Annotated in this window: 23 protein-coding genes and 1 tRNA gene; 14 read left to right on the plus strand and 10 right to left on the minus strand. The window is 63.4% G+C overall.

Features of this window, described 5'->3' with window-relative positions:
• Positions 1-33: 33 nt before the first annotated feature.
• From JJJ17_RS14215 to JJJ17_RS14225, 3 genes are read right to left on the minus strand one after another with little or no spacing between them, the layout of a single operon-like run.
• Complete coding sequence (locus tag JJJ17_RS14215; RefSeq protein ID WP_200687537.1) at positions 34-1,074, minus strand: ABC transporter permease; 1,041 nt, start codon at positions 1,072-1,074, stop codon at positions 34-36.
• Between the two features lie 25 nt (positions 1,075-1,099).
• Positions 1,100-2,641 carry a sugar ABC transporter ATP-binding protein gene (locus tag JJJ17_RS14220; RefSeq protein WP_200687538.1) on the minus strand — a complete coding sequence of 514 codons (1,542 nt, stop codon included), beginning with the start codon at positions 2,639-2,641 and terminating at the stop codon, positions 1,100-1,102.
• Positions 2,638-3,312, minus strand: a complete 675-nt coding sequence (locus JJJ17_RS14225; protein WP_200687540.1) for a DUF2291 family protein — start codon at positions 3,310-3,312, stop codon at positions 2,638-2,640. Before JJJ17_RS14225 ends, JJJ17_RS14220 begins: the two co-directional genes overlap by 4 nt.
• 610 nt (positions 3,313-3,922) lie before the next feature.
• Here JJJ17_RS14225 and JJJ17_RS14230 point away from each other — a divergent pair.
• From JJJ17_RS14230 to JJJ17_RS14260, 7 genes are all read left to right on the plus strand, one after another.
• On the plus strand, positions 3,923-5,518 hold the full coding sequence (locus JJJ17_RS14230; protein ID WP_200687542.1) for an FGGY-family carbohydrate kinase: 1,596 nt from the start codon (positions 3,923-3,925) through the stop codon (positions 5,516-5,518).
• Positions 5,508-7,025 (plus strand): glycerol-3-phosphate dehydrogenase, encoded by a 1,518-nt coding sequence (locus JJJ17_RS14235; RefSeq protein ID WP_200687544.1) that lies wholly within the window; start codon positions 5,508-5,510, stop codon positions 7,023-7,025. Before JJJ17_RS14230 ends, JJJ17_RS14235 begins: the two co-directional genes overlap by 11 nt.
• Positions 7,022-7,954: a sugar phosphate isomerase/epimerase family protein gene (locus JJJ17_RS14240; protein ID WP_200687546.1), complete on the plus strand. Its 933-nt coding sequence runs from the start codon at positions 7,022-7,024 to the stop codon at positions 7,952-7,954. The genes JJJ17_RS14235 and JJJ17_RS14240 overlap by 4 nt, the downstream gene beginning before the upstream one ends.
• A 25-nt stretch (positions 7,955-7,979) precedes the next feature.
• On the plus strand, positions 7,980-9,137 hold the full coding sequence (locus JJJ17_RS14245; protein ID WP_200687548.1) for an iron-containing alcohol dehydrogenase: 1,158 nt from the start codon (positions 7,980-7,982) through the stop codon (positions 9,135-9,137).
• Positions 9,137-10,087 (plus strand): sugar-binding transcriptional regulator, encoded by a 951-nt coding sequence (locus JJJ17_RS14250; RefSeq protein ID WP_200687550.1) that lies wholly within the window; start codon positions 9,137-9,139, stop codon positions 10,085-10,087. Before JJJ17_RS14245 ends, JJJ17_RS14250 begins: the two co-directional genes overlap by 1 nt.
• A 95-nt stretch (positions 10,088-10,182) precedes the next feature.
• The gene (locus tag JJJ17_RS14255) at positions 10,183-11,121 is read left to right on the plus strand and encodes a DnaJ C-terminal domain-containing protein (RefSeq protein WP_200687552.1); all 939 of its coding nucleotides are present in this window, start codon (positions 10,183-10,185) and stop codon (positions 11,119-11,121) included.
• Between the two features lie 5 nt (positions 11,122-11,126).
• Complete coding sequence (locus JJJ17_RS14260; protein ID WP_200687553.1) at positions 11,127-11,489, plus strand: hypothetical protein; 363 nt, start codon at positions 11,127-11,129, stop codon at positions 11,487-11,489.
• 16 nt (positions 11,490-11,505) lie between these two features.
• Here JJJ17_RS14260 and JJJ17_RS14265 read toward each other — a convergent pair whose 3' ends face one another.
• The 4 genes from JJJ17_RS14265 to JJJ17_RS14280 all read right to left on the minus strand — a co-directional run bounded on the left by JJJ17_RS14265 (position 11,506) and on the right by JJJ17_RS14280 (position 13,803).
• Positions 11,506-11,682: a DUF1289 domain-containing protein gene (locus JJJ17_RS14265; RefSeq protein ID WP_325168818.1), complete on the minus strand. Its 177-nt coding sequence runs from the start codon at positions 11,680-11,682 to the stop codon at positions 11,506-11,508.
• A gap of 4 nt (positions 11,683-11,686) precedes the next feature.
• Positions 11,687-12,157 (minus strand): Holliday junction resolvase RuvX, encoded by a 471-nt coding sequence (ruvX, locus tag JJJ17_RS14270; RefSeq protein ID WP_200687554.1) that lies wholly within the window; start codon positions 12,155-12,157, stop codon positions 11,687-11,689.
• Positions 12,154-13,374, minus strand: coding sequence for a c-type cytochrome biogenesis protein CcmI (ccmI, locus tag JJJ17_RS14275; RefSeq protein ID WP_200687555.1), 1,221 nt, complete (start codon positions 13,372-13,374; stop codon positions 12,154-12,156). Before ccmI ends, ruvX begins: the two co-directional genes overlap by 4 nt.
• Positions 13,375-13,728: 354 nt before the next feature.
• Positions 13,729-13,803, minus strand: a tRNA-Thr gene (locus JJJ17_RS14280).
• 134 nt (positions 13,804-13,937) lie between these two features.
• Between JJJ17_RS14280 and JJJ17_RS14285 the strand changes: the two genes are divergently transcribed.
• From JJJ17_RS14285 to JJJ17_RS14300, 4 genes are read left to right on the plus strand one after another with little or no spacing between them, the layout of a single operon-like run.
• Positions 13,938-14,102 (plus strand): hypothetical protein, encoded by a 165-nt coding sequence (locus JJJ17_RS14285; RefSeq protein WP_200687556.1) that lies wholly within the window; start codon positions 13,938-13,940, stop codon positions 14,100-14,102.
• A complete protein-coding gene (gene murA, locus JJJ17_RS14290; RefSeq protein ID WP_200687557.1) occupies positions 14,102-15,373 on the plus strand; it encodes a UDP-N-acetylglucosamine 1-carboxyvinyltransferase in 1,272 nt (423 codons plus the stop codon). Before JJJ17_RS14285 ends, murA begins: the two co-directional genes overlap by 1 nt.
• A gap of 3 nt (positions 15,374-15,376) precedes the next feature.
• A complete protein-coding gene (locus tag JJJ17_RS14295) occupies positions 15,377-15,853 on the plus strand; it encodes a DUF2948 family protein (protein ID WP_200687558.1) in 477 nt (158 codons plus the stop codon).
• Positions 15,850-16,389, plus strand: coding sequence for a GNAT family N-acetyltransferase (locus JJJ17_RS14300; RefSeq protein ID WP_200687560.1), 540 nt, complete (start codon positions 15,850-15,852; stop codon positions 16,387-16,389). Before JJJ17_RS14295 ends, JJJ17_RS14300 begins: the two co-directional genes overlap by 4 nt.
• On the opposite strand, the gene JJJ17_RS14305 is transcribed toward JJJ17_RS14300, so the two are convergent.
• Entirely contained in the window at positions 16,383-16,907 is a 525-nt protein-coding gene (locus JJJ17_RS14305) for a cell wall hydrolase (RefSeq protein ID WP_200687562.1), read from the minus strand. The two genes, JJJ17_RS14300 and JJJ17_RS14305, sit on opposite strands and share 7 nt — an antisense overlap.
• Positions 16,908-17,127: 220 nt before the next feature.
• On the opposite strand from JJJ17_RS14305, the gene hisD reads away from it, so the two are divergent.
• Genes hisD through JJJ17_RS14320 form a run of 3 tightly spaced genes read left to right on the plus strand, consistent with a single transcriptional unit; the run spans position 17,128 to position 19,383 of the window.
• Positions 17,128-18,441 (plus strand): histidinol dehydrogenase, encoded by a 1,314-nt coding sequence (hisD, locus tag JJJ17_RS14310; RefSeq protein WP_200687699.1) that lies wholly within the window; start codon positions 17,128-17,130, stop codon positions 18,439-18,441.
• Positions 18,438-18,917, plus strand: coding sequence for a UPF0262 family protein (locus JJJ17_RS14315; protein WP_200687564.1), 480 nt, complete (start codon positions 18,438-18,440; stop codon positions 18,915-18,917). The genes hisD and JJJ17_RS14315 overlap by 4 nt, the downstream gene beginning before the upstream one ends.
• A 4-nt stretch (positions 18,918-18,921) precedes the next feature.
• Positions 18,922-19,383, plus strand: a complete 462-nt coding sequence (locus JJJ17_RS14320) for an arsenate-mycothiol transferase ArsC (RefSeq protein WP_200687566.1) — start codon at positions 18,922-18,924, stop codon at positions 19,381-19,383.
• Between the two features lie 19 nt (positions 19,384-19,402).
• Here JJJ17_RS14320 and JJJ17_RS14325 read toward each other — a convergent pair whose 3' ends face one another.
• Positions 19,403-20,299, minus strand: coding sequence for a DMT family transporter (locus JJJ17_RS14325; RefSeq protein ID WP_200687568.1), 897 nt, complete (start codon positions 20,297-20,299; stop codon positions 19,403-19,405).
• 140 nt (positions 20,300-20,439) lie between these two features.
• The gene (locus tag JJJ17_RS14330; RefSeq protein ID WP_200687570.1) at positions 20,440-20,670 is read right to left on the minus strand and encodes a DUF1127 domain-containing protein; all 231 of its coding nucleotides are present in this window, start codon (positions 20,668-20,670) and stop codon (positions 20,440-20,442) included.
• Between the last annotated feature and the right edge of the window lie 13 nt (positions 20,671-20,683).

The raw sequence follows: 20,683 nt of genomic DNA on the forward strand, positions 1-20,683 counted from the left end.
TCCCATGATGTTGAGTGATAGGCGTTCGGGGGGTCAGCTCTTGCGGCCTCCCCGCCCGTATTGAAGCGAGTTCATCAGCACGGCGAGAACGATCACCGCGCCGGTAAAGACGGTCTGCCAGTAGGATGACACCCCGACGATGACGAGGCCCGCCGACAGGAAACCGATGACGAAAGCACCCAGCATGGTGCCACGCACATTGCCGCGCCCGCCGGTCAGCGCTGCGCCGCCAATGACGACGGCGGCAATGGCCGTCAGTTCATAGGTGGTGCCCGCCGTCGGCCCGGCCGAGGTCAGTTGCGAGGCCAGAACCAGCCCCGCCACCGCCGAGAGCATTCCCGACAGCGTATAAACCACGATCTTCACCCGCCGGACCGGCACGCCCGACAGTTCGGCCGCGCGCTCGTTCCCGCCCGAGGCGTAAAGCCAGCGCCCGAAGGCTGAGCGTGACAGCATCAGCCCCGCAAGGATCGCGACCGTCGCCAGCACGATGACCGAGATCGGGATCCCCCAAAGCCGGTTGAAGCCCAGCCATGAAAAGCCGGTATTGCCGAACTCGGCCTTGCCGCGCAGGTTGTTATAGGTCAGACCGTTGGTCATCAGCAGCGCGACGCCCCGTGCCACATACATGACGCCAAGCGTGGCGACGAAGGGCGGCACCTTGAAGATCGCGATCAGCACACCGTTCAGCGCGCCCACCGCCGCGCCGACGCAAAGTGTCAGCACCACCACCGCCCAGACGGGCGGGTAAAGGATCACCCCCGCCGCATCCAGCGTGATGCCCTGCATCATCGCCCCGGCACAGACCCCGGCCAGCGCAAGGATCGAACCGACGGACAGGTCGATCCCGCCATTCAGGATCACCAGCAGCATGCCGATAGACAGGATGCCGTAGATCGCCACCTGACTGGACATGATCAGGAAATTGCTGACGGTGAAATAGTTGGGCGAATAATATGAAAACACGGCGATAATCGCGATCAGTGCCAGAAAGGCGCGGCCTTCCAGCAACAGATGGCCAAGGCTGAAGCCGCTGTTTTTCTTCTTCGGCGTGGCGGCGGTCGTCTCGGTCATAGGGTGTTATCCTTCGTCTCGATTGTCAGGCGGCCACGGACTCGCCCGAGGCGGCCATGATCTGTTCCTTGGTGACGGTGGAATCGAATTCTGCGGTGATCCGGCCCTTGTGCATGACGATGATGCGGTGGGCGATGGACAGGCATTCGCTGACTTCCGATGTCGAATAAAGCACCGCCAAGCCTTGCCGCGCCCCCTCGGCCAGTAGCCGGAATACCTCGGCCTTGGCGCCGATATCGATGCCGCGCGAGGGCTCGTCCAGCATGATGACCCGAGGGCGGGTGGCAAGGATCTTGCCGATCACCACCTTCTGCTGGTTGCCGCCGGAAAGCGAGCCAATCGCCGCGCTGCCACCCGAGGTTTTCACCGTAACCTCACGGATTGTATCGGCAATCAGCCGTTTCTCGGCGCCGCGTTGGGTGATGAAGCCCTTGGTAAATCGCGCAATCGAGGCAAGCGAAAGGTTCTGCCCGACGCTCATCGTCTGCACCAGACCGTCGCGCTGTCGGTCCTCTGGCACCAGCGCCAGCCCGCGTGCAATCCGTTCGGCGATGGAGAGGCTGGAAACCTCGCGACCTTCCAGCACGATTTCCCCGGCCGAGGCGCGCAGGCGGCCTGCACAGGTCTCCAGCAATTCGGTGCGGCCCGCGCCCATAAGCCCGTAGATGCAGACGATCTCGCCCGCGCGGACATCAAGCGACAGCCGGTCCACCAGCTTGAAGCCCGCCGGATCGGGCACCGACAGATTGCGGATCGACAGCGCGACTTCGCCCTGGTCGCTGTCGGGCGGGGAGCCCAGATCGTAATTCTCGCCCACCATGTTGCGGACAATCCATTCCAGATCGATCTCGGCCCGGGGGGCATAGGCGGTCATGTTGCCGTCGCGCAGGACCACCGCGTGATCGGTGATCGTCAGCGCCTCTTCCAGATGGTGCGAGATATAGACGATGCTGACGCCCTTGGCGGTCAGGTCGCGAATGACCTTGAACAGCACCTCGACCTCGCTGGCCGAAAGCGCGCTGGTCGGCTCGTCCATGATCAGGATGCGGCTGTCCACCGATAAAGCGCGGGCGATTTCAACGATCTGCTGCTGGCCAAGGCGCAGTTCCTCAACCGGGGTCAGCGGGTCGATATCCTCTTCCAGTTCTGTCAGAAGCCTGCGGACCTGCCGCTCTTCCTCGGCAAAATCCACTCCGGTGGCGCCGATGATTTCGCGCCCCATAAAGATATTGTCGCGAACCGACATATTCGGGGCGAGGCTCAGTTCCTGATGGATGATCGAGATGCCCCGGTCGCGCGCGTCGTTCGCATTGGCGAAGCTGACCGGCTGACCGTCAAGGATGATCTCGCCCGTCGAGGGTTGGATCACGCCCGAAAGGATTTTCATCAAGGTCGATTTGCCCGCGCCATTTTCGCCGAAAAGCGTGGTGACCTGACCGCGATGAATGTCGAAATTCACGCCCTTCAGTGCATGGACCGAACCATAGGACTTGGCGACATTGCGCGCGGCCAACACGACTTCTCGCGCGTTCGGTTCGGTGGCGGGTGGGGCGTTTTCCGGGGTCATTGGACGTTCACCTCGACCGGAGTGATCATCCAGTTCTTCGGATTGATCAGCCTGAACGCGCCCACGACCTCGACGGTCTTGCCCTGCAGCGTGGCCGTGTCGATGGGGTCAAGGATCGCGGCCTTCATGGCCCGGTTGATGCCGGAACCGGCGTCCTGATATTCGATCTGGTTCTTGAACTGGCCGAAGGCGATATCGCCCGGCACGTCACGCAATTCGGTGCCGTTGATCGCGGGGCCGGTTTGAACGCGGATGGTGATATCCTCGGGCACGCCCTCGACCGTCAATGGATAGACGCCCGAGCGGGCCTCGCCGGCGATGCCCGAAACGCGGATCGGGATGATCGCGCCGGTGCTGGCCGCGGTGCCGTATTCGGTGACGGCGGCGTCCTTGTCGGCTGTGATCGCTTCGGCCAGCGTCTGCGCATCGACGGCCTTTTCGGTGACGAACGTCTGAATACGCGGGAATTGCTCGGTCCCGTAGGTGTCGGGCGAAAACGCCTGCTGGCGCACATCGGCGTCAGAGCCGATATGAACAACCGTCGTGTCAAACGCGATCCCGGCAAGAACCAGCGCTGCGGTGGCGACTGTAATATAGATCCCGCGCCGTGAAGGTCGCAGCGCTTTGGGCGCGGCGGCACGCGGCTGGTTCGGGGCTGTGTGGTCGGTCATTCTGCAGCCTCGCGATTGGTCGGTCCGGCATTCGGCACGGTGATGCACCGCAACATGCCGATCTTACAGCGGAACTCGCCGTCGGGCGCCGTTCCTTGATCAGTTGAGGGTAGGCCAGCGGCCGAACTTTCGCAACAATCCGCCCATGCCAGAAGCGGCAGGGGGCGAGGCTGATTTCGGGACCGATTCGTGGCCGCAGGTCGATTGAACATGGCCCCTACGATATGGCCGCGACCCGATCGCGCGCCGGATATCATGGTGGAACGCCGTTCCTTACAAAGCATTTCGACCTGCCTCCCTTGTTCTTCCGTTGCAGAGATTGCCTGTCCGAAGACGCTGGCAAAAGCCGCTGTTCCGGTCGGAATCTCCTCATTCCGAATTGCCGGTTCGAGTTAACCTATCTGAATTAAATTTCTTTGTAAGTAAAAAAATACACTTCCGTGTCGGAGGTCGTGCGAATATACAAAAGTGCAGGGAAGATCGTCCGTTCGAGTTTTTCGAGCATCTCAGCGCTTTGGCCTTTATGGCGGTGCAGACGAATCGGACGGGAGGAAAAGCATGCGGCACAGGCTTCAGGCGGGCCGTAAAATGAACAGGGTCGGGGTGGTGAATGGCATCTGCTGACATCCTCATCGGGATCGATGCCGGAACATCGGTCATCAAGGCGGTGGCCTTCGATCTGCGTGGTCGTCAGATTGCGGCGGCCTCGGTGCCAAATCGTTATGCTTCGGGTGCAGATGGCTCGGCCACGCAATCCTTGCGTCGGACATGGGACGATTGCGCGACGGCTTTGCGCAGCCTTGGCGACAAGGTCGAGGGGCTGGCGGCACGGACGGCGGCGCTGTCGGTTACGGCGCAGGGCGACGGGACATGGCTGGTCGGGCGCGACGGGCCGGTGGGCGATGCGTGGCTGTGGCTTGACGCCCGTGCCGCGCCGACGGTCGAGCGGCTTGCGGCAAGCGATACCGACCGCGCCCGGTTCGAGGCGACGGGAACCGGGCTCAACACCTGTCAGCAGGGCACGCAGATGGCGCATATGGATCGCCACACGCCCGCGCTTCTGGACGGGGCCGAGGTGGCGCTGCATTGCAAGGACTGGCTCTATCTGAACCTGACCGGCATCCGCGCCACCGACCCGTCCGAGGCCAGCTTCACCTTCGGCAATTTCCGCAACCGCCGTTACGACGACACGGTGATCGAGGCGCTTGGCCTCAGCCATCGCCGCAAGCTGTTGCCAGAGATCATCGACGGGACCGTCACCACACATCCGCTGACCGCGGAGGCTGCGGCCCGGACCGGGCTGCTGGAAGGCACGCCGGTTTCCTTGGGTTATGTGGATATGGTGATGACGGCGCTTGGTGCCGGGGTCTATGGCGGGGCGGGCGATATTGCCTGCTCGACCATCGGATCGACCGGCGTGCATCTGCGCGCGGTCAGTTCAGACCGGGTGCATCTGAACGATGCAGGCACCGGCTATGTCATCTGCCTGCCGATCCCCGGCATCGTCACTCAGGTTCAGACCAATATGGCGGCGACGCTTAACCTCGACTGGATTCTTGGGGTGGCGGCAGGAATTCTGTCCGATGTCGGCAAGCCGGTCAAGCATGGCGAAATGGTTGCCCGGCTGGAAAGCTGGCTTGCGGCCAGCGCGCCGGGGCAGCTTCTCTATCACCCCTATATCTCGGAAGCGGGAGAGCGTGGACCATTCGTCAATGCCGATGCGCGGGCGGGTTTCATCGGGCTGGCCCAGCATCACCGTTTCCCCGATCTGCTGCGCGCCGTGGCGGAAGGTCTGGGGATGGCGACGCGCGATTGTTACGGCGCAATGGGACCGATGCCATCCGAATTGCGGCTGACCGGGGGCGCCGCGCGCTCGCCGGGTCTGCGCGGCATCGTCGCGGCGGCGCTGGACCGGCCGGTGCGCGTCTCGGATCGGGACGAGGCCGGGGCGGCGGGGGCTGCGATGATGGCGGCGGTGGCGAATGGCGTCTATCCCGACATGCAGGCCTGTATCGCCGAATGGGTCACGCCGCTGCTGGGCGCGCCTGAACAGCCCGATCCGAAACTTGCCGAAACCTATCAACGACTGTTCCCGGCTTTCGTCGCAGCGCGAGAGGCGCTGCCCGAGGCTTGGGAGAAACTGGCAGATGCGCGCTCCGGCGCTTCGGCCCAAGAAAAGCAGGAAGGAACGCAGGATGAGCCCTGATACCGACATGATCGACCTTTTCGTCATTGGCGGCGGCATTAACGGAGCGGGCGTCGCCCGTGACGCCGCCGGCCGCGGGCTGAAGGTGGTGCTGTGCGAAAAGGGTGATCTGGCCGAGGGCACCTCGTCCCGTTCCGGCAAGCTGGTTCACGGCGGGCTGCGCTATCTGGAATATTACGAATTCCGCCTTGTGCGCGAGGCGCTGATCGAACGCGAAGTGTTGATGCGCAATGCGCCGCATATCATCTGGCCGATGCGCTTCGTGCTGCCCCACAGCCCGCAGGATCGCCCGGCATGGCTGGTCCGTCTGGGGCTGTTTCTTTACGACAATCTGGGCGGCCGGAAGAAACTGCCCGGCACCCGCACGCTGGATCTGCGCCGCGATCCCGAAGGGGCCCCGCTGCTGGACCGCTATTTCAAGGGGTTCGAATATTCCGACTGCTGGGTCGATGATGCACGTCTGGTGGTCCTGAACGCCGTCGATGCCGCCGAACGCGGGGCCGAGGTGCTGACCCGTTCCGCATGTGTCTCGGCACGGCGAGAGGGCGGTGCCTGGACCGTCGAGACGCGCGATGAAAGAAGTGGAGAGATCCGCAGCTTCCGTGCCCGCTGCATCGCGAATTGCGCAGGGCCGAGGGTCAGCGATGTGATCAACAATGTCGCGGGTGGCAATTCGGCGCGGAATGTCAGGCTGGTCAAGGGCAGCCATATCATCGTGCCGAAATTCTGGAAGGGCAGCCATGCCTATCTGGTCCAGAACAACGACAAGCGCGTGATCTTCATCAACCCCTACGAAGGTGACATGGCGCTGATCGGCACCACCGATCTGGCCTATGAGGGTCGCCCCGAAGATGTGGCCGTCGATGAAACCGAGATCGATTATCTGCTGGCCGTGGTGAACCGCTATTTCAAGGAAAAGCTGCGGCGGGGCGACGTGCTGCACAGCTTCTCTGGCGTGCGTCCGCTGTTCGACGACGGCAAGGGCAACCCCTCGGCGGTGACGCGCGACTACGTGTTCGATCTGGATCAGAATGGCGGCGCGCCGATGCTGAACATTTTCGGCGGCAAGATCACCACCTTCCGCGAACTGGCCGAGCGGGGCATGCACCGGCTGAAAGCGATCTTCCCCGAGATGGGACCGGACTGGACCGCCGAAGCACCGCTACCGGGCGGTGAGATCGCCAATGCCGATTACGAATCCTATATCGAGCTGCTGCGAGAGCTTTATCCATGGATGCCGCGCAAGCTGGTTCACCATTACGGGCGGCTTTACGGTGCGCGGACCGGCGATGTCGTGGCGAATGCGATGAGCCTCGACGCGCTTGGCCGTTACTTCGGCGGCCAGCTTTACGAGGCCGAGGCGCGCTATCTGGTCGCAAAGGAATGGGCGAAAACGCCCGAGGATGTTTTGTGGCGGCGGACCAAGCATTACCTGCATCTGACGCCGGAAGAGCGGCAGGCATTCGCGGAATGGTTCGACAGCGCTGATCTGGCGGAGGCGGCATGAACCTGACGCTGTCCTTGAACACCAATCCGCTGGTTAACCGTTTTGCCGATCCCGATGATCTGATCGACACCGTTGCCCACCAACTGCGGATCCGCGATCTGCAACTGACCCATGAATTCATCAACCCGTCCTGGCCCGCCCCGGTCATCCGCCGTCTGACCCGGCAGATGGGCGCGGCCTTGGCGCGGACCGGGGTGCGGGTGACCAGCGGCATGACCGGGCCTTACGGGCGGCTTAACCATTTTGGTCATCCCGATGCCGATGTCCGCCGCTATTACGTGGACTGGTTCAAGACCTTCGCCGACATCACCGCCGATCTGGGCGGGCTGTCGGTCGGCACGCAATTCGCGATCCTGACCTATCGCGACTATGACGATCCCGCCCGCCGCGAGGATCTGATCCGCATAGCCATCGACTGCTGGGCCGAGGTGGCGGAACATGCCAAACGCGCGGGCCTTGCCTATGTCTTTTGGGAACCGATGAGCGTGGGGCGTGAATTCGGCGAAACCATTGCCGCCTGCATGGAATTGCAGGACCGTCTAACCGCCGCCGACATGGCCGTTCCGATGTGGATGATGGCCGATATCGATCATGGTGATGTGACCAGCGCCAATCCCGACGACTATGATCCCTATGCCTGGGCGCGGGCGGTGCCGAAGGTTTCGCCCATCATCCATATCAAGCAGTCGCTGATGGACAAGGGCGGCCACCGGCCGTTCACCGCCGAATTCAACGCGCGAGGCCGTATCCAGCCCGAACCGCTTCTGGCTGCCTTTGCCGAAGGCGGGGCGCAGGATAACGAGATCTGTCTTGAACTGAGTTTCAAGGAACGCGAACCGAATGATCGCGAGGTCATCGCCCAGATCGCCGAAAGCGTAGATTTCTGGGCGCCGCATATCTATACGGGCTCGGACAGGCTACATATTTGACATATACATTGGCTGACGAGGTTCGATGACGCTTCCCCCCTTCGCCTTCGCTACAGCCACGGAAGTTCTTTTTGGCAGGGGGCAGGCCTTGGCCGCGCCCGACCGGATTGCCGCGATGGGCCGACAAGTGCTGCTGGTCCATGGCAGCCGGGCCGAGCGCAGCGACTGGCTGACGAAAGCGCTTCAGGAACGCGGGTGCGGCGTGACCGGCTTTGCCGTGTCGCATGAGCCGGATGCGGAATTGATCGAAGCCGGTGTCGCGCTGGCGCGTCAATCGGCGGCGGATGTGGTGGTGGCATTAGGCGGCGGCTCGGTCATCGATGGCGGCAAGGCCATCGCCGCGCTGGTTCCGGCGACGCGGCCGATGCTGGATCATCTGGAGGTGGTGGGGCAGGGCCTGCCGCTGGATCATCCGCCATTGCCCTTCGTCGCCATGCCGACGACCGCAGGCACCGGGGCCGAGGTCACCCGCAATGCCGTCATCGCCATCCCCGAACACCGGCGCAAGGTCAGCCTGCGCGATGCCCGGATGCTGCCCGCTCTGGCGGTTGTCGATCCGTCGCTGACCGATGATTGCCCGCGCGCGATCACGCTGGCCTCGGGGCTGGACGCCATTACGCAGGTGATCGAGCCATATGTCTGCACCCGGGCCAATCCGCTGACCGATGCCCTGTGCCAGGACGCGATCCCCCGCGGGCTGGCCGCGCTGCACCGGCTGATGCAGGCCGAGGATGCCGATGCACGCGACGAAATGGCCTGGGTCAGTCTTTGCGGCGGTCTTGCGCTTGCCAATTCCGGGCTGGGCGCTGTCCATGGGCTTGCAGGGCCTTTGGGCGGGCTGACAGGTGCTGCACATGGCGCGATTTGTGGTATATTGTTGCCGCAGGTCATGATTGCGAACCGAACCCTCGTGACCGATCCCCGGCTCGCGCGGCGGCTGGATCAGGTCGGACGATGGATCGGTGAAATTTTTGAAGACACGGATTCTTCTGTCGAACTTGCGGCGGGCAAACTTATTTCATGGTCGCACGACGCGGGTTTGCCGGCGCTTTCGGGTCTTGGCATCGATCGTCAGGCGATGGCAGCAGCAGCCGGGGCTGCGGCGTCTTCATCATCTATGAAGGCCAATCCGGTACATTTGAGTGAGCAAGACCTTTTTGAGATCATGGAGAAAGCAGTTTGATGAGACGTCGTGGTCAGGTTGATCCGGAACAGAGCCTCGCGGTGCGCGCGGCATGGTTACACTATATTGGCGGCTTGACGCAGACGACGGTGGCGAAACGGCTGGGCCTGCCTTCGGTCAAGGCGCATCGGCTGATCGCCAAGGCGCAGGCAGAGGGGCTGGTCAAGGTTTCGATCGACGGTGACATCATCGAATGCGTCGAGTTGGAATACCGGCTCGGCAAGCGCTACGGCCTCGATTATTGCGAGGTCGCCCCCGATCTGGGCGAGGATGAATTGCCACTGCGGGCGCTTGGACTTGCGGGGGCCAATTTCCTGCGGCGCGAGATTGCGCTGGGCGAACATCGTGTAATCGGGCTTGGTCACGGCCGGACGATGGCGGCCATGGTGCAGCATCTGCCAAGGTTCGATGCGGGCGGGGTGCGGTTCGTGTCGGTGCTGGGCGGCTTGACACGGAACTATGCGGCCAACCCGCATGACGTGATGCATTCGCTGGCCGAAAAGACCGGGGCGCAGGCCTATGTGCTGCCGGTGCCGTTCTTTGCCAATTCGGAAGGCGACAGGCGGGTGCTTCTGGCGCAGCCGGGTGTGGCCGAGATCATGAATCTGTCAACAGGCGCGACGTTGAAGCTGGTCGGCGTCGGCTCTGCCGATGCCAGCGCGCAACTGGTCGCGTCCGGCATGATCGAACCGCAGGAGATCGCCGAGATCGTTGCCGCCGGGGCGGCGGGCGAGATGATGGGCCATTTCTTCGATGCCAGCGGCCGGATCGTTGAAACCATGCTCAGCGCGCGAACCCTGTCGGCACCGCTGGACGATGCCGAAGACACGCGCGTCGTCGTCATCGCCGGAGGAACCCACAAGATCGACGCGATCCGGGCGGTGCTGAACAGCGGGCGGGTGAACGGTCTGATCACCGACGAACTGACCGCGCAGGCGCTGTTCGGTTAAATCAGCCGCTGCCGGGGGCGTGTTTCGTGCCCTATTGATGAAACCGGCCCTGCGCTTATCTTGTTGAGTTGTAGCGTGTTGTGACGGGGGCCGGGATGGCGGGCGATCCATATGAAGCGTTGGGTGTGGCGAAGACCGCCTCTGACGCCGAGATCAAGAAGGCGTATCGCAAGATCGCCAAATCCGATCACCCCGACCTCAATCCCGATCCCTCGGCAACTGCCCGTTTCAAGGCGGCCTCTGCCGCCTATGATCTGCTGAAGGATGCCGAACAACGCCGCCGTTTCGACGCGGGAGAGATTGACGCTCAGGGTCAGGAACGCCCGCAACGCCACAGCTACCGCGAACATGCCGAGGCGGCGGGCAATCCCTATGCGCGCAGCTATGGCTTTGACGGCGATCCCGATCTGTCGGGTGTCTTCTCGGACCTTTTCGGGCGACGTGGCGGGCGCGGGGGTTTTTCGGGCTTCCAGCAGGAAGAGTTCAGCGATCCGCGCGACTTTCACGTTCGCGGACAGGATTATCGCTTCAATCTTGAAATCGACTTCATGACTGCGGCCAATGGCGGCAAGACCCGGATCACCCTGCCGGACGGCGGCGATCTGGGCGTCACCATTCCCAAGGGCGTTCGCGACGGCCAGACCATCCGGCTGAAAGGCAAGGGCGGCAAGGGGATCGGTGGCGGGGGGCCGGGCGATGCCTATCTGACCGTCTCGATTGCGCCACATCCCGAATTCACCCGTGACGGCAATGACGTGTTCCTGACGCTGCCGATCTCTATCGATGAGGCGATCCTTGGCGGCAAGGTGCCGGTGCCGACCATCGACGGGCCGGTCAATCTGACGATCCCCAAAGGGGCCAGTTCCGGTCGCAAGCTGAGGCTGAGGGGGCGGGGCATCAATGGCGGCGATCAGCATGTCGAGCTGAAAGTAGTGATGCCCGCGAAACCCGACGAGGCGTTGGAGGCTTTCATGGAAGAATGGCGGAAGGATCACGGCTATGATCCCCGCGCCGGAACGAAGGCCGGAGGATGATGCAGATGCCACGTTATTACAGCGAATCGCAGATCCTCGCGCTGGTGGACGATCTGACCGCCCCCCGGCTGAAGGCTTTCGTCCGCGCCCGCATCGTCACCCCTCTCAGCACCGCCGACGGTCCCGCCTATCGCGAAACCGACCTCGCGCGGTTGCAACTGCTCTGCGACCTTGCCGATATCCATGAACTGCCCGAGGACAGCCTGCCGCTGGTGATGTCGCTGATCGATCAGTTGAACACCGCCCGTGGCGATATGCGGGCGCTGATGCAGGCCGTCGCCGCCGAACCGGACGAGGTGCGGGGCCGTATCCGCACCGTCATCCGCCATATGCGGATCGTGACGGTCGAGACGGGGCAGGGCGGTTAAGCCCCCAAGTGCATTCTCAACCGGGCCGTTCGTCCAGCAACGGCTTGCGCGCGGGCAGTTCAGCCATGATCCTGCGGCGCTGCTGATCGGTCATCCCGGCCCAGCCGATGATTTCATCGATGCTGCGGTAACAACCGATGCAAAGCGTCTTCACCGGATGCATCACGCAGACATTGATGCAGGGGCTTTCCACGCCGTTAGCCGTTCAGATAGCGCAGCCGGTCAAGCGCGCCCTGCAGGATATAGCCCGCCGCAACCTGATCGATCACCTCGGCGCGGCGTTTACGTGAGGTATCGGCTTCCAGCAGTGCGCGTTCGGCGGCGACGGTCGAAAGCCGCTCGTCCCAGTAACTGATCGGCAGATCGGTGAGCCGGGTGAGATTGCGGGCGAAGGCGCGGGTGGACTGCGCACGCGGCCCCTCGCTGCCATCCATATTGCGCGGCAGGCCAAGCACCAGCCCGATCAGCCCTCGCTCGCGGACGATGGACAGCAGTTCTTCGGCATCCAGCGTGAATTTCTGCCGCCGGATCACCTTCAACGGCGAGGCCACCTGACGCAGCCCGTCGCTGACCGCCACGCCGATAGTCTTGGTGCCCAGATCAAGGCCCGCGATGGCACCTGTCGCCCGCAGCGATTTGGCGAAATCGGCGATATCTTCATGGATCATTCGTCAATCCCCGATTGTTCAGCCGCCGCGCGGATCGTCGCAACTGCGTCGGGCGAGGCTGCAAAGACCTGCAGCGCCTCGTCCCGGATCGCCCGAGCATGATCGGTCTTGCCGATGATGACCAGCGAGGAAATCAGCCGCGCCCATTCCTCGGGCGAGCCGCCCTGCTGGGCCAGCCGCGCCTCTAGCTGCGAGACCATCCCGGCGACAAATTCCTGCCGCTCTTCATCGGACATTTCAGAGGCGGCGGCGATGTCGTCGCCACTGGGGCCGGGCAGGGGATCACCCGCTTCGGGCGCAACATAGTCCGGCTGACCGGCAAGCCATGCCAGATCGGCGATGGCTGGGCGTATCCAGGTATTCCATTGCGGGTTAGACGGTTCCCGCTCCAAAAGTCGTCGCCATATCTCGAATGCCTTGTCGGGGCGGCCATTCTGCAGATGAAGAAGCCCGACGAAATAGTGGCCCTGCTGCTGATCGGGATCAATCTTGATCAGCCGGGCCAGCACGGCCTCGGCCTCGGGGGTGACAACTCCGTCTGCCGCATCTACCATCAGCGCAACCAGCCGCAGCAGATCGGCGCTGCTGGCAGCTTCGCCCCGTAGCGCGACCAATTGTTCCTGCGCCGCGCGGGCAGCAACGGCATTGCCGATCTGCATCTCCTGCATCGCCAGCAATTCCAGCCCCTGCGGATCGGGCTGTTCGGCGACGCGATCACGAAGCTGCTGCATCAGTTCGGCATCCTCGGGACGAAGTTGCGGTGCCGGCGTGGCCGAACGCTGCGCCTCGGCCTCGGCCTGTGAGGGACGGTTCTGATAGCTCCGCTCGGCCTCGGCAAAGCGGGCAGAGATCGGCTGATCATCCGCGCCCGGCGCACCCTCGGCGATGTAAAGCGCGACGCCGCCGCCCAGCAGAACCGCCAACACGGCCCCCGCAGCGACAACCTTGCCACCGGAACCGGCGGGGCGGGCGGCAGAGAGACGACGATCAGCCTCCAACACCTTACGTCCGATTTCGGTCCGCAGACGGCCAGCATCTTCGGCATTGATCACGCCACGTTCCAGATCGCGGTCCACCTCGCGCAACTGATCGCGATAGACGCGCAGGTCAAAAGCGGCGGCAGGCTCGGACGCGCTGCCCTCTTGCGCACGCAACAGCGGCGCAAGGATGGCAGCCGCCACCACCACGACCAGCACTGCGCAGATGATCCAGAACATCGACTTCCTCCGTTGTCCCGTATCTCTAGTGCGGATCGCCCGCGACCGAAAGCCGGACGAAAGGCGGTGATGTGACGCAGCGGTGGTCGGAAAGGCCGCCGGTACTGGGCCACGAGCATGTTCGCGAACCACTTCGGGTCTCACAATGCGTTGCGGCCCCCCGGTGACGCTTTATGTGGACTCTCGGTTGAGGCAGAAGAATGCGCCGGTTTGGCTGGTTGCGCCGCACAGGTGTCTGGGACGCGGATTCGCTGTGCCAATTTTGTGCCGATATTCCCGTGATGTTCACGGTTCCTGGCGGATAATCGAGATCGGAAAGGGTAGCATCGAAGCCTAATGCAATCATTGGCTTACTGGTGCTGTGAGAGAGGATTGAACTCTCGACCTCTCCCTTACCAAGGGAGTGCTCTACCACTGAGCTACCACAGCGCCGGTGGAGGGCGTTTAGACAAAGGCGCGGCGGCGCGCAAGGGGTTTGGACGAAATTCCCGCAAATCGCCGAAAGCGCCGCTGACGTCGTGGCATTGCTGGACTGCGGGCGCTTGCGGCGGTAACAGGATGGGATGACAGAACGCCCCGAGGACAAGAAGAAACAGCAGACCCGCGAGGACCGGCTTCGTGCCGCGCTGCGGGCGAATCTGCAGCGCCGGAAGGCGCAGGCAAGGGCACGGGCCGACGGGACGGATAACAAAAGCGAAAACGGCGATACAGGCGGAGACGAAAGCTGATGGACCAGATTATCGTTCGGGGGAACGGAACGCTGAAGGGCGAGATACCGATTGCGGGGGCAAAGAACGCCTGCCTGACCCTGATGCCCGCAACCCTCCTGACCGACGAGCCGCTGACGCTGACCAATGCGCCGCGCCTGTCCGATATCCGCACCATGTCCGAGCTTTTGCAAAGCCTTGGCGCCGAGGTGGCAAGTCTGCAGGACGGTCAGGTTCTGGCGATGTCCAGCCATGCATTGACCAGCCATCACGCCGATTACGATATCGTGCGGAAAATGCGCGCCTCGATCCTTGTTCTGGGCCCGATGCTGGCGCGGGACGGTCATGCCGAGGTTTCGCTGCCCGGCGGTTGCGCCATTGGCGCGCGTCCGGTGGACCTGCATCTGAAAGCGTTCGAGGCGATGGGCGCAGAGCTTGATCTGCGCGACGGCTATGTGCATGCGAAGGCACCGGCAGGTGGGCTTAGAGGGGCTGTTTTCGAATTTCCGGTCGTCTCGGTCGGTGCGACTGAAAATGCGCTGATGGCGGCGACGCTTGCCAAGGGCACGACCGTGCTGAAGAACGCCGCCCGCGAGCCCGAGATCGTCGATCTGGCGCAATGCCTTCGCAAGATGGGCGCGCAGATCGAGGGTGAGGGCACCAGCACTATCACCATTCAGGGCGTCGATGCCCTGCACGGCGCAACCCACCCCGTCGTCACCGACCGGATCGAGCTTGGCACCTATATGCTTGCCCCCGCGATGTGCGGCGGCGAGGTGGAATGCCTTGGCGGGCGGATCGATCTTCTCTCCGCCTTCTGTGAAAAGCTGGACGAGGCCGGGATCAGTGTCGAAGAGACTGCGCGCGGGATCAAGGTCAGCCGTCACAACGGGCCGATCAAGGCGGTCAATGTCACGACCGAGCCTTTCCCCGGTTTCCCGACCGATCTGCAGGCGCAGTTCATGGCGCTGATGTGCATTGCCGAAGGCACCAGCGTGCTGGAGGAAACCATTTTCGAGAACCGCTTCATGCACGCCCCGGAACTGACCCGGATGGGCGCGCGGATCGAGGTTCATGGCGGCCATGCGACCGTCACCGGGGTCAGCAAGCTGCGTGGTGCGCCGGTGATGGCGACGGATTTGCGCGCTTCGGTCAGCCTGATCCTTGCGGGGATGGCTGCGGAAGGGCAGACCACGGTCAGCCGGGTCTATCATCTGGATCGCGGTTACGAACATGTCGTGCGCAAACTGCGCGGTGTTGGTGCGCATATCGAACGGATCAAGGAGGAATAAGGAATGGTCGAAGACGCCCGCTTTGCCGATGCCGATCCGCGCCCTTTGGCGCTGAAGGCCGAGGATTCGGACGATCTCAGGATCATGTCGGCGCTGTTGCAGGATTCGGTCCTGCCCGGATCGGAAATCTCTTACGATCCCAAGGCGCGGCGTCTGGCCCTTCTTCTGAACCGCTTCCGTTGGGAAGATGCGGATGCCGCCCGCGCTGAAGGGCGCGGGTTTGAGCGTGTCCGCGCGCTGCTTGTCATTGGTGATGTGCTGCGGATGACCAGCGACGGGGTCGAGCGGGATGCCGATACCGTGCTGGAACTGCTGTCGATCGACTGGCAGCCGGGCGAGGACGGAACGGGTGCGCTGTCGCTGAATTTCTCCGGCGATGGCACGCTGGTTCTGGATGTGGAATGCGTCAATCTGGATCTGCGCGACGTGTCGCAGCCCTATTACGCCATCTCGCGCAAAGCCCCCGCGCATCCCGAATGATCACCTGGCGGCTTGGTCCGGATCGCGCCGGGGAATGGCGCGATATCCGGCTGGCCGCTTTGCGTGACGCGCCAGAGGCTTTCGATGCGACTTTGGCCGAATGGCAAAACCGGCCGCTTGAAGATTTCGCGGCAAGGCTTGCCGCTGTCCCGACATTCGTCGCCGGTGACAGGGTCGGGCACGCTTTTGCCGTCGCTTCCTGGCAGGCAGGGCTGGATTCGCGCGATCCGCAGCGCGGGTGGCTGCTGTCGGTCTATTCTCGCCCGGAAGCGCGCGGCGGCGGTTATGCGGATGCGGTGATTGCTGCGGTGATCGCGGATGCCGCAGCAAATGGCGCGACCTCGATGGGGTTGAATGTCGTGGCAGGCAATCTGCATGCGCAACGCCTTTACCTTCGGCTGGGATTCCTCCCGACCGAACGGCAGGGCATCACCAATTCGCGTGGCGTGCCCGAGGTCGAAATGATCCTGCCCCGGTTAGAGCCTGCAGCGGTGACCGATACCCGGATCGGCCACCGCGACGTTTCCCGTCAATAGCCGCGACGCCTTTCGATTGGCGTCGGCGGGACCGGCTGCGTCACCAGATGGCTGCGGCGCTTTTCGTAGAAGGCGTTGCCGCCTGCGACCAGCACGTAATGCATGTTGTCATAGGGGAACGAATATCCCTGCGTGTGGAAGAACATCGCGTTCTGCACGCCGGGTTGCCGTTCTCCGCGAAGCACCGCGATTGCCGCCTCTCTGACGTCCGGCAGCGCCTTGGATTCCATTGGCCTGGTCATGATGCCGGGCGCGAATTGCCCCTTCTGGCCGACCACGCCGCAGACCGTATTCGGAAATTCCGGCGACTCGACGCGGTTCATCACCACGCTGCCGACCGCGATCATGCCTTCACGGCTTGAACGGTTCGCTTCGAAGAAAATCGCCCGCATCATGCAGTCGAGTTCGTTTCGGGAATGCCCGCCACCGCGCGATGAATCGCCACCACATCCCGCCACCGTCATCAGCGCGGTCAGTGCCGCCACGGCAAGCCGCGACTTCGTTTTTTGATTTTTCATGAGCCTGTTTTTTGTTTTACTGCCCCTGTGGATAATCTTGCCTGCCTTGAATCGTCACTTCAACTGCAATCCGGGCAGCATCGGTATCGCGCGGCGCGACCGGCAGACAAGCGCCGATGCCATGCGATCCCGCAATTTGTCAGCCCCGCTTGAGGCCGCCCCGGCATGCCTATAACAAGGCAGGATGCATCTGATGATGCTCAGGTTTGCGGGGAAGATGATGCCGATCAAGCTGAACAGCACGGACGCCGATTTCGAGGCGCGATTTGCCGAAATGCTGTCGGCCAAGCGCGAGGATTCCGCGGATGTCGGCGACACGGTTTCGGCGATCATCGCGGACGTGCGGGCGCGGGGTGATGAGGCGCTTTGCGAACTGACCGCGAAATTCGACGGGATGGAGCTTTCGCCCGAGGGCCTGCGCTTCTCACCCGAGGAAATCGCCGAACAGGTCGCCAAGGTCTCGACCGAGGATCGCGCCGCGCTGCAACTGGCGGCCGAGCGTATCCGCGCCTATCACGCCCGCCAGATCCCCGATGATGCAAGCTGGACCGATCCCGACGGCGCGACTTTGGGCTGGCGCTGGACCGCGGTTGGCGCGGCGGGGCTTTACGTTCCGGGCGGGCAGGCGGCTTATCCGTCGAGCGTGTTGATGAACGCGATCCCCGCGCGGGTCGCGGGGGTCGAGCGGCTGGTCATCACCGTGCCGACGCCTCGCGGCGTGGTCAATCCGCTGGTCTTGCTTGCGGCGCAGCTTTCCGGCGTGGATGAGGTCTATCGGATCGGCGGGGCGCAGGCGATTGCGGCTTTGGCCTATGGGACCAACACGATCCGTCCCGTGGACAAGATCACCGGGCCGGGCAACGCCTATGTTGCGGCGGCGAAGCGGCAGGTCTTCGGCAAGGTCGGGATCGACATGATCGCTGGCCCCTCCGAGGTGCTGATCATTGCCGAGGGTGAGCAGAACCCCGACTGGCTGGCGCTGGATCTGCTGGCGCAGGCCGAACACGACGCCGATGCCCAGTCGATCCTGATCACCACGGATGAGATGCTGGCCCATGCCGTTGCCGGCGCCGTGGACCGTATCCTGCCGACCCTGCCGCGGGCAGAGATCGCCGGGGCAAGCTGGCGCGACTATGGCACCATCATTGTGGTCCGCGACCTTGACGAGGCTGCGGCCCTGTCAAACCGCATCGCCCCCGAACATCTGGAGCTTTGCGTCGATGATCCCGAGGCTTTGGCGCTGAAATGTCGCGACGCGGGCGCGATCTTCCTTGGCGCGCATACGCCCGAGGCGGTGGGCGACTATGTCAGCGGCCCGAACCATGTGTTGCCGACCGCCCGCTCGGCCCGGTTTTCGTCAGGTCTGTCAGTTCTGGACTTTCTCAAGCGCACGACGATGGCGAAGCTGTCACCGGGCGCGCTGGCGGCGATTGGTCCGGCTGCCGTCCGGCTGGCCGGGGCCGAAGGGTTGCAGGCGCATGGTGCCTCGGTTCAGGCGCGGTTGTCAGTATTGAATGAAAGAGGTGCGGGATGAGCAGGATCGTTCGGGTTGAAATCGATGACAGCGCGGCGCCTCCGGCTACGCCCGAGATGGAGCAGGAACGCCGCGTCGCGATCTTCGACCTGATCGAGGATAACAGCTTCATCATCCCCGGCCGCGACGGCCAGCCCGCGCCGGAAGGCCCGTTCGTGATGGATCTCAGCATCCGCGAGGGGCGGCTGGTCTTTGACGTGCAGTCCGAAACGGCCGAGAAGGTGGCGGAATTTCACCTGTCGCTTGGCCCGTTCCGGCAGGTGGTGAAGGACTATTTCCAGATCTGCCAAAGCTATTTCGACGCGGTAAAGCGCCTGCCACCCGCCCAGATCGAGGCGATCGACATGGCCCGTCGCGGCATCCATAACGAGGGGGCGCGCACTCTGCAGGAGCGGCTGGAAAACAAGGCCGAACTGGACATCGACACGGCCCGCCGCCTGTTCACCCTGATTTGCGCGCTTATTCCGCAGAGCTGATCCGATGACGCAGAACACGTTCCCCCATTCGGTTCTGTTCTGCTGCGATCACAACGCCATCCGCTCGCCCATCGCGGAAGGCATGATGAAGAAATTCTACGGCCATACCGCCTATGTTCAATCGGCGGGGGTAAAGAACGATATGGAGGTGGACGGTTTCGCCATCACCGTCTGTGACGAAATCGGGGTCGAGATTGCCAATCATCGCAGTCGCAGCTTCGAAGAAATGATGGAATGGGGCGACGATCTGGGCGGTTTTGATCTGATCGTCGCTTTGTCTCCGGCCAGCCAGCGTCTGGCGCTGGAAATGACGCGGGTTTATCACCTTGAGGTCGAATACTGGCCGATCATGGACCCGACCGGGCTGGCCGAGGGGCGCGAGGCCAAGCTGGCCGCCTATCGCCAGACGCGGGACCAGATCCAGAAGCGGATGATCGAACGGTTCGGAAAGCCGATTCTTCCTTAGTGATGACCGGACGCTCAGCCTAGGCCGTCCTCGTTCTCCGCGCTTCTTCGGCTAGAAGCCAGCTTGACGCACCGATGATCAGCGCCGATCCCAGCCACATCGAGCCGGGCGGAACGAAGCCGAAGGCCAGAATGCCAAGCCCGACATTGAACGGCAGTTTCACATGATCGAAAGGTTGCAGGAACGCCGCGTCGGCGATGGCATAGGCGCGGGCCAGCGCGAATTGCGCCAGCGCCGTCAGCATCCCGGCGACGATCAGCGCGCCGATCACCTGCCAGCCGGTGATCGCCAACCCGCCCGCTCCCGGCACCAGCGCAAGCGCCGCATTCAACGGCGTCAGCAGGGCGAGCAGGTAGAGGGTCAGGGTCGCGGGCGTCTCGGTCGCGGTCATGCGCTTGGTCATCAACGAAGCCGCCGCCCAAAGCGCCGCCGCACCGACCGGGGCCAGCGCCCAGGGGGTGAAGGCATCCGACCATGGCGCAAGGATCACCGCGCCGCCGACAAAGCCCAGCACCACAGCCAGCCAGCGCGCCGGCGTCACCTTTTCGCCCAACAGCAACGCCGCGCCGATGGTGACGAAAAAGGGCGACAGCATGATTAGCGAAATCGCCTGCCAGATCGGGACATTGGCAAGGCCAAAGCCCCAAAGCTGCACGCCTCCGACGCCAAAGGCCACGCGCAGGATATGGGCGGGCAGGTGGCTGGTCTTGAAAGCTGATAGCCCGACCCCCTGCCATGGCAGCAGCGCGATCAGGGCGATGCCGTATTGCCAGAAGGTCGCCGTCGGTGCCGCGACGCCCAGCTTCATCGTGGTGAATTGCAGCATCGTGTTCACGCAGGCGAACATTGCGCCCGCCGCGACCATCAACAATGCGCCGGTCGCGGCGGGTCCGAGACGGGAAGGGGCAGCGGTCATGGGCGGTCCTGTGGTGGGTCCGGTATCGCCCAAAGCGCGCGGTCACGGCAGGGAAAGTGAACCCCCTTGCCCGTCTTGGTTCCGGGCCCCGCGCGCCTCAGGTAGAACCTGATAGGACGCGGCGGGACGCCTTGGCAAGCTTAGTGCCTGCGCCAGTTGTTCGGAACGTCCCAGACGGGGCGCTGCAGTTCGGTCTCGACCTGCTCACGGGTGACGCCGATGTCGCGCAATTGCTCATCGCTCAGATGCGCCAGATCAAGGCGGGTCTTGCGAACGTCGAACATGGTGATGATACGCTTCAGCCAGCTTTGCCGTGGGAGAATGCCCACATGGGTGGCGGTGCTTAGGGCTGCGGTCGATTTGTAAGCCATGGTTCAACTCCGT

This window comes from Paracoccus caeni (genome assembly GCF_016629665.1).
Taxonomy (GTDB): domain Bacteria; phylum Pseudomonadota; class Alphaproteobacteria; order Rhodobacterales; family Rhodobacteraceae; genus Paracoccus; species Paracoccus caeni.

Bases quoted from the DNA above. Each gene is read 5' to 3' on its own strand.
- JJJ17_RS14215 (WP_200687537.1), bottom strand. From the start codon at position 1,074: ATGACCGAGACGACCGCCGCCACGCCGAAGAAGAAAAACAGCGGCTTC.
- JJJ17_RS14220 (WP_200687538.1), bottom strand. From the start codon at position 2,641: ATGACCCCGGAAAACGCCCCACCCGCCACCGAACCGAACGCGCGAGAA.
- JJJ17_RS14225 (WP_200687540.1), bottom strand. From the start codon at position 3,312: ATGACCGACCACACAGCCCCGAACCAGCCGCGTGCCGCCGCGCCCAAA.
- JJJ17_RS14230 (WP_200687542.1), top strand. From the start codon at position 3,923: ATGGCATCTGCTGACATCCTCATCGGGATCGATGCCGGAACATCGGTC.
- JJJ17_RS14235 (WP_200687544.1), top strand. From the start codon at position 5,508: ATGAGCCCTGATACCGACATGATCGACCTTTTCGTCATTGGCGGCGGC.
- JJJ17_RS14240 (WP_200687546.1), top strand. From the start codon at position 7,022: ATGAACCTGACGCTGTCCTTGAACACCAATCCGCTGGTTAACCGTTTT.
- JJJ17_RS14245 (WP_200687548.1), top strand. From the start codon at position 7,980: ATGACGCTTCCCCCCTTCGCCTTCGCTACAGCCACGGAAGTTCTTTTT.
- JJJ17_RS14250 (WP_200687550.1), top strand. From the start codon at position 9,137: ATGAGACGTCGTGGTCAGGTTGATCCGGAACAGAGCCTCGCGGTGCGC.
- JJJ17_RS14255 (WP_200687552.1), top strand. From the start codon at position 10,183: ATGGCGGGCGATCCATATGAAGCGTTGGGTGTGGCGAAGACCGCCTCT.
- JJJ17_RS14260 (WP_200687553.1), top strand. From the start codon at position 11,127: ATGCCACGTTATTACAGCGAATCGCAGATCCTCGCGCTGGTGGACGAT.
- ruvX (WP_200687554.1), bottom strand. From the start codon at position 12,157: ATGATCCATGAAGATATCGCCGATTTCGCCAAATCGCTGCGGGCGACA.
- ccmI (WP_200687555.1), bottom strand. From the start codon at position 13,374: ATGTTCTGGATCATCTGCGCAGTGCTGGTCGTGGTGGTGGCGGCTGCC.
- JJJ17_RS14285 (WP_200687556.1), top strand. From the start codon at position 13,938: ATGACAGAACGCCCCGAGGACAAGAAGAAACAGCAGACCCGCGAGGAC.
- murA (WP_200687557.1), top strand. From the start codon at position 14,102: ATGGACCAGATTATCGTTCGGGGGAACGGAACGCTGAAGGGCGAGATA.
- JJJ17_RS14295 (WP_200687558.1), top strand. From the start codon at position 15,377: ATGGTCGAAGACGCCCGCTTTGCCGATGCCGATCCGCGCCCTTTGGCG.
- JJJ17_RS14300 (WP_200687560.1), top strand. From the start codon at position 15,850: ATGATCACCTGGCGGCTTGGTCCGGATCGCGCCGGGGAATGGCGCGAT.
- JJJ17_RS14305 (WP_200687562.1), bottom strand. From the start codon at position 16,907: ATGAAAAATCAAAAAACGAAGTCGCGGCTTGCCGTGGCGGCACTGACC.
- hisD (WP_200687699.1), top strand. From the start codon at position 17,128: ATGCCGATCAAGCTGAACAGCACGGACGCCGATTTCGAGGCGCGATTT.
- JJJ17_RS14315 (WP_200687564.1), top strand. From the start codon at position 18,438: ATGAGCAGGATCGTTCGGGTTGAAATCGATGACAGCGCGGCGCCTCCG.
- JJJ17_RS14320 (WP_200687566.1), top strand. From the start codon at position 18,922: ATGACGCAGAACACGTTCCCCCATTCGGTTCTGTTCTGCTGCGATCAC.
- JJJ17_RS14325 (WP_200687568.1), bottom strand. From the start codon at position 20,299: ATGACCGCTGCCCCTTCCCGTCTCGGACCCGCCGCGACCGGCGCATTG.
- JJJ17_RS14330 (WP_200687570.1), bottom strand. From the start codon at position 20,670: ATGGCTTACAAATCGACCGCAGCCCTAAGCACCGCCACCCATGTGGGC.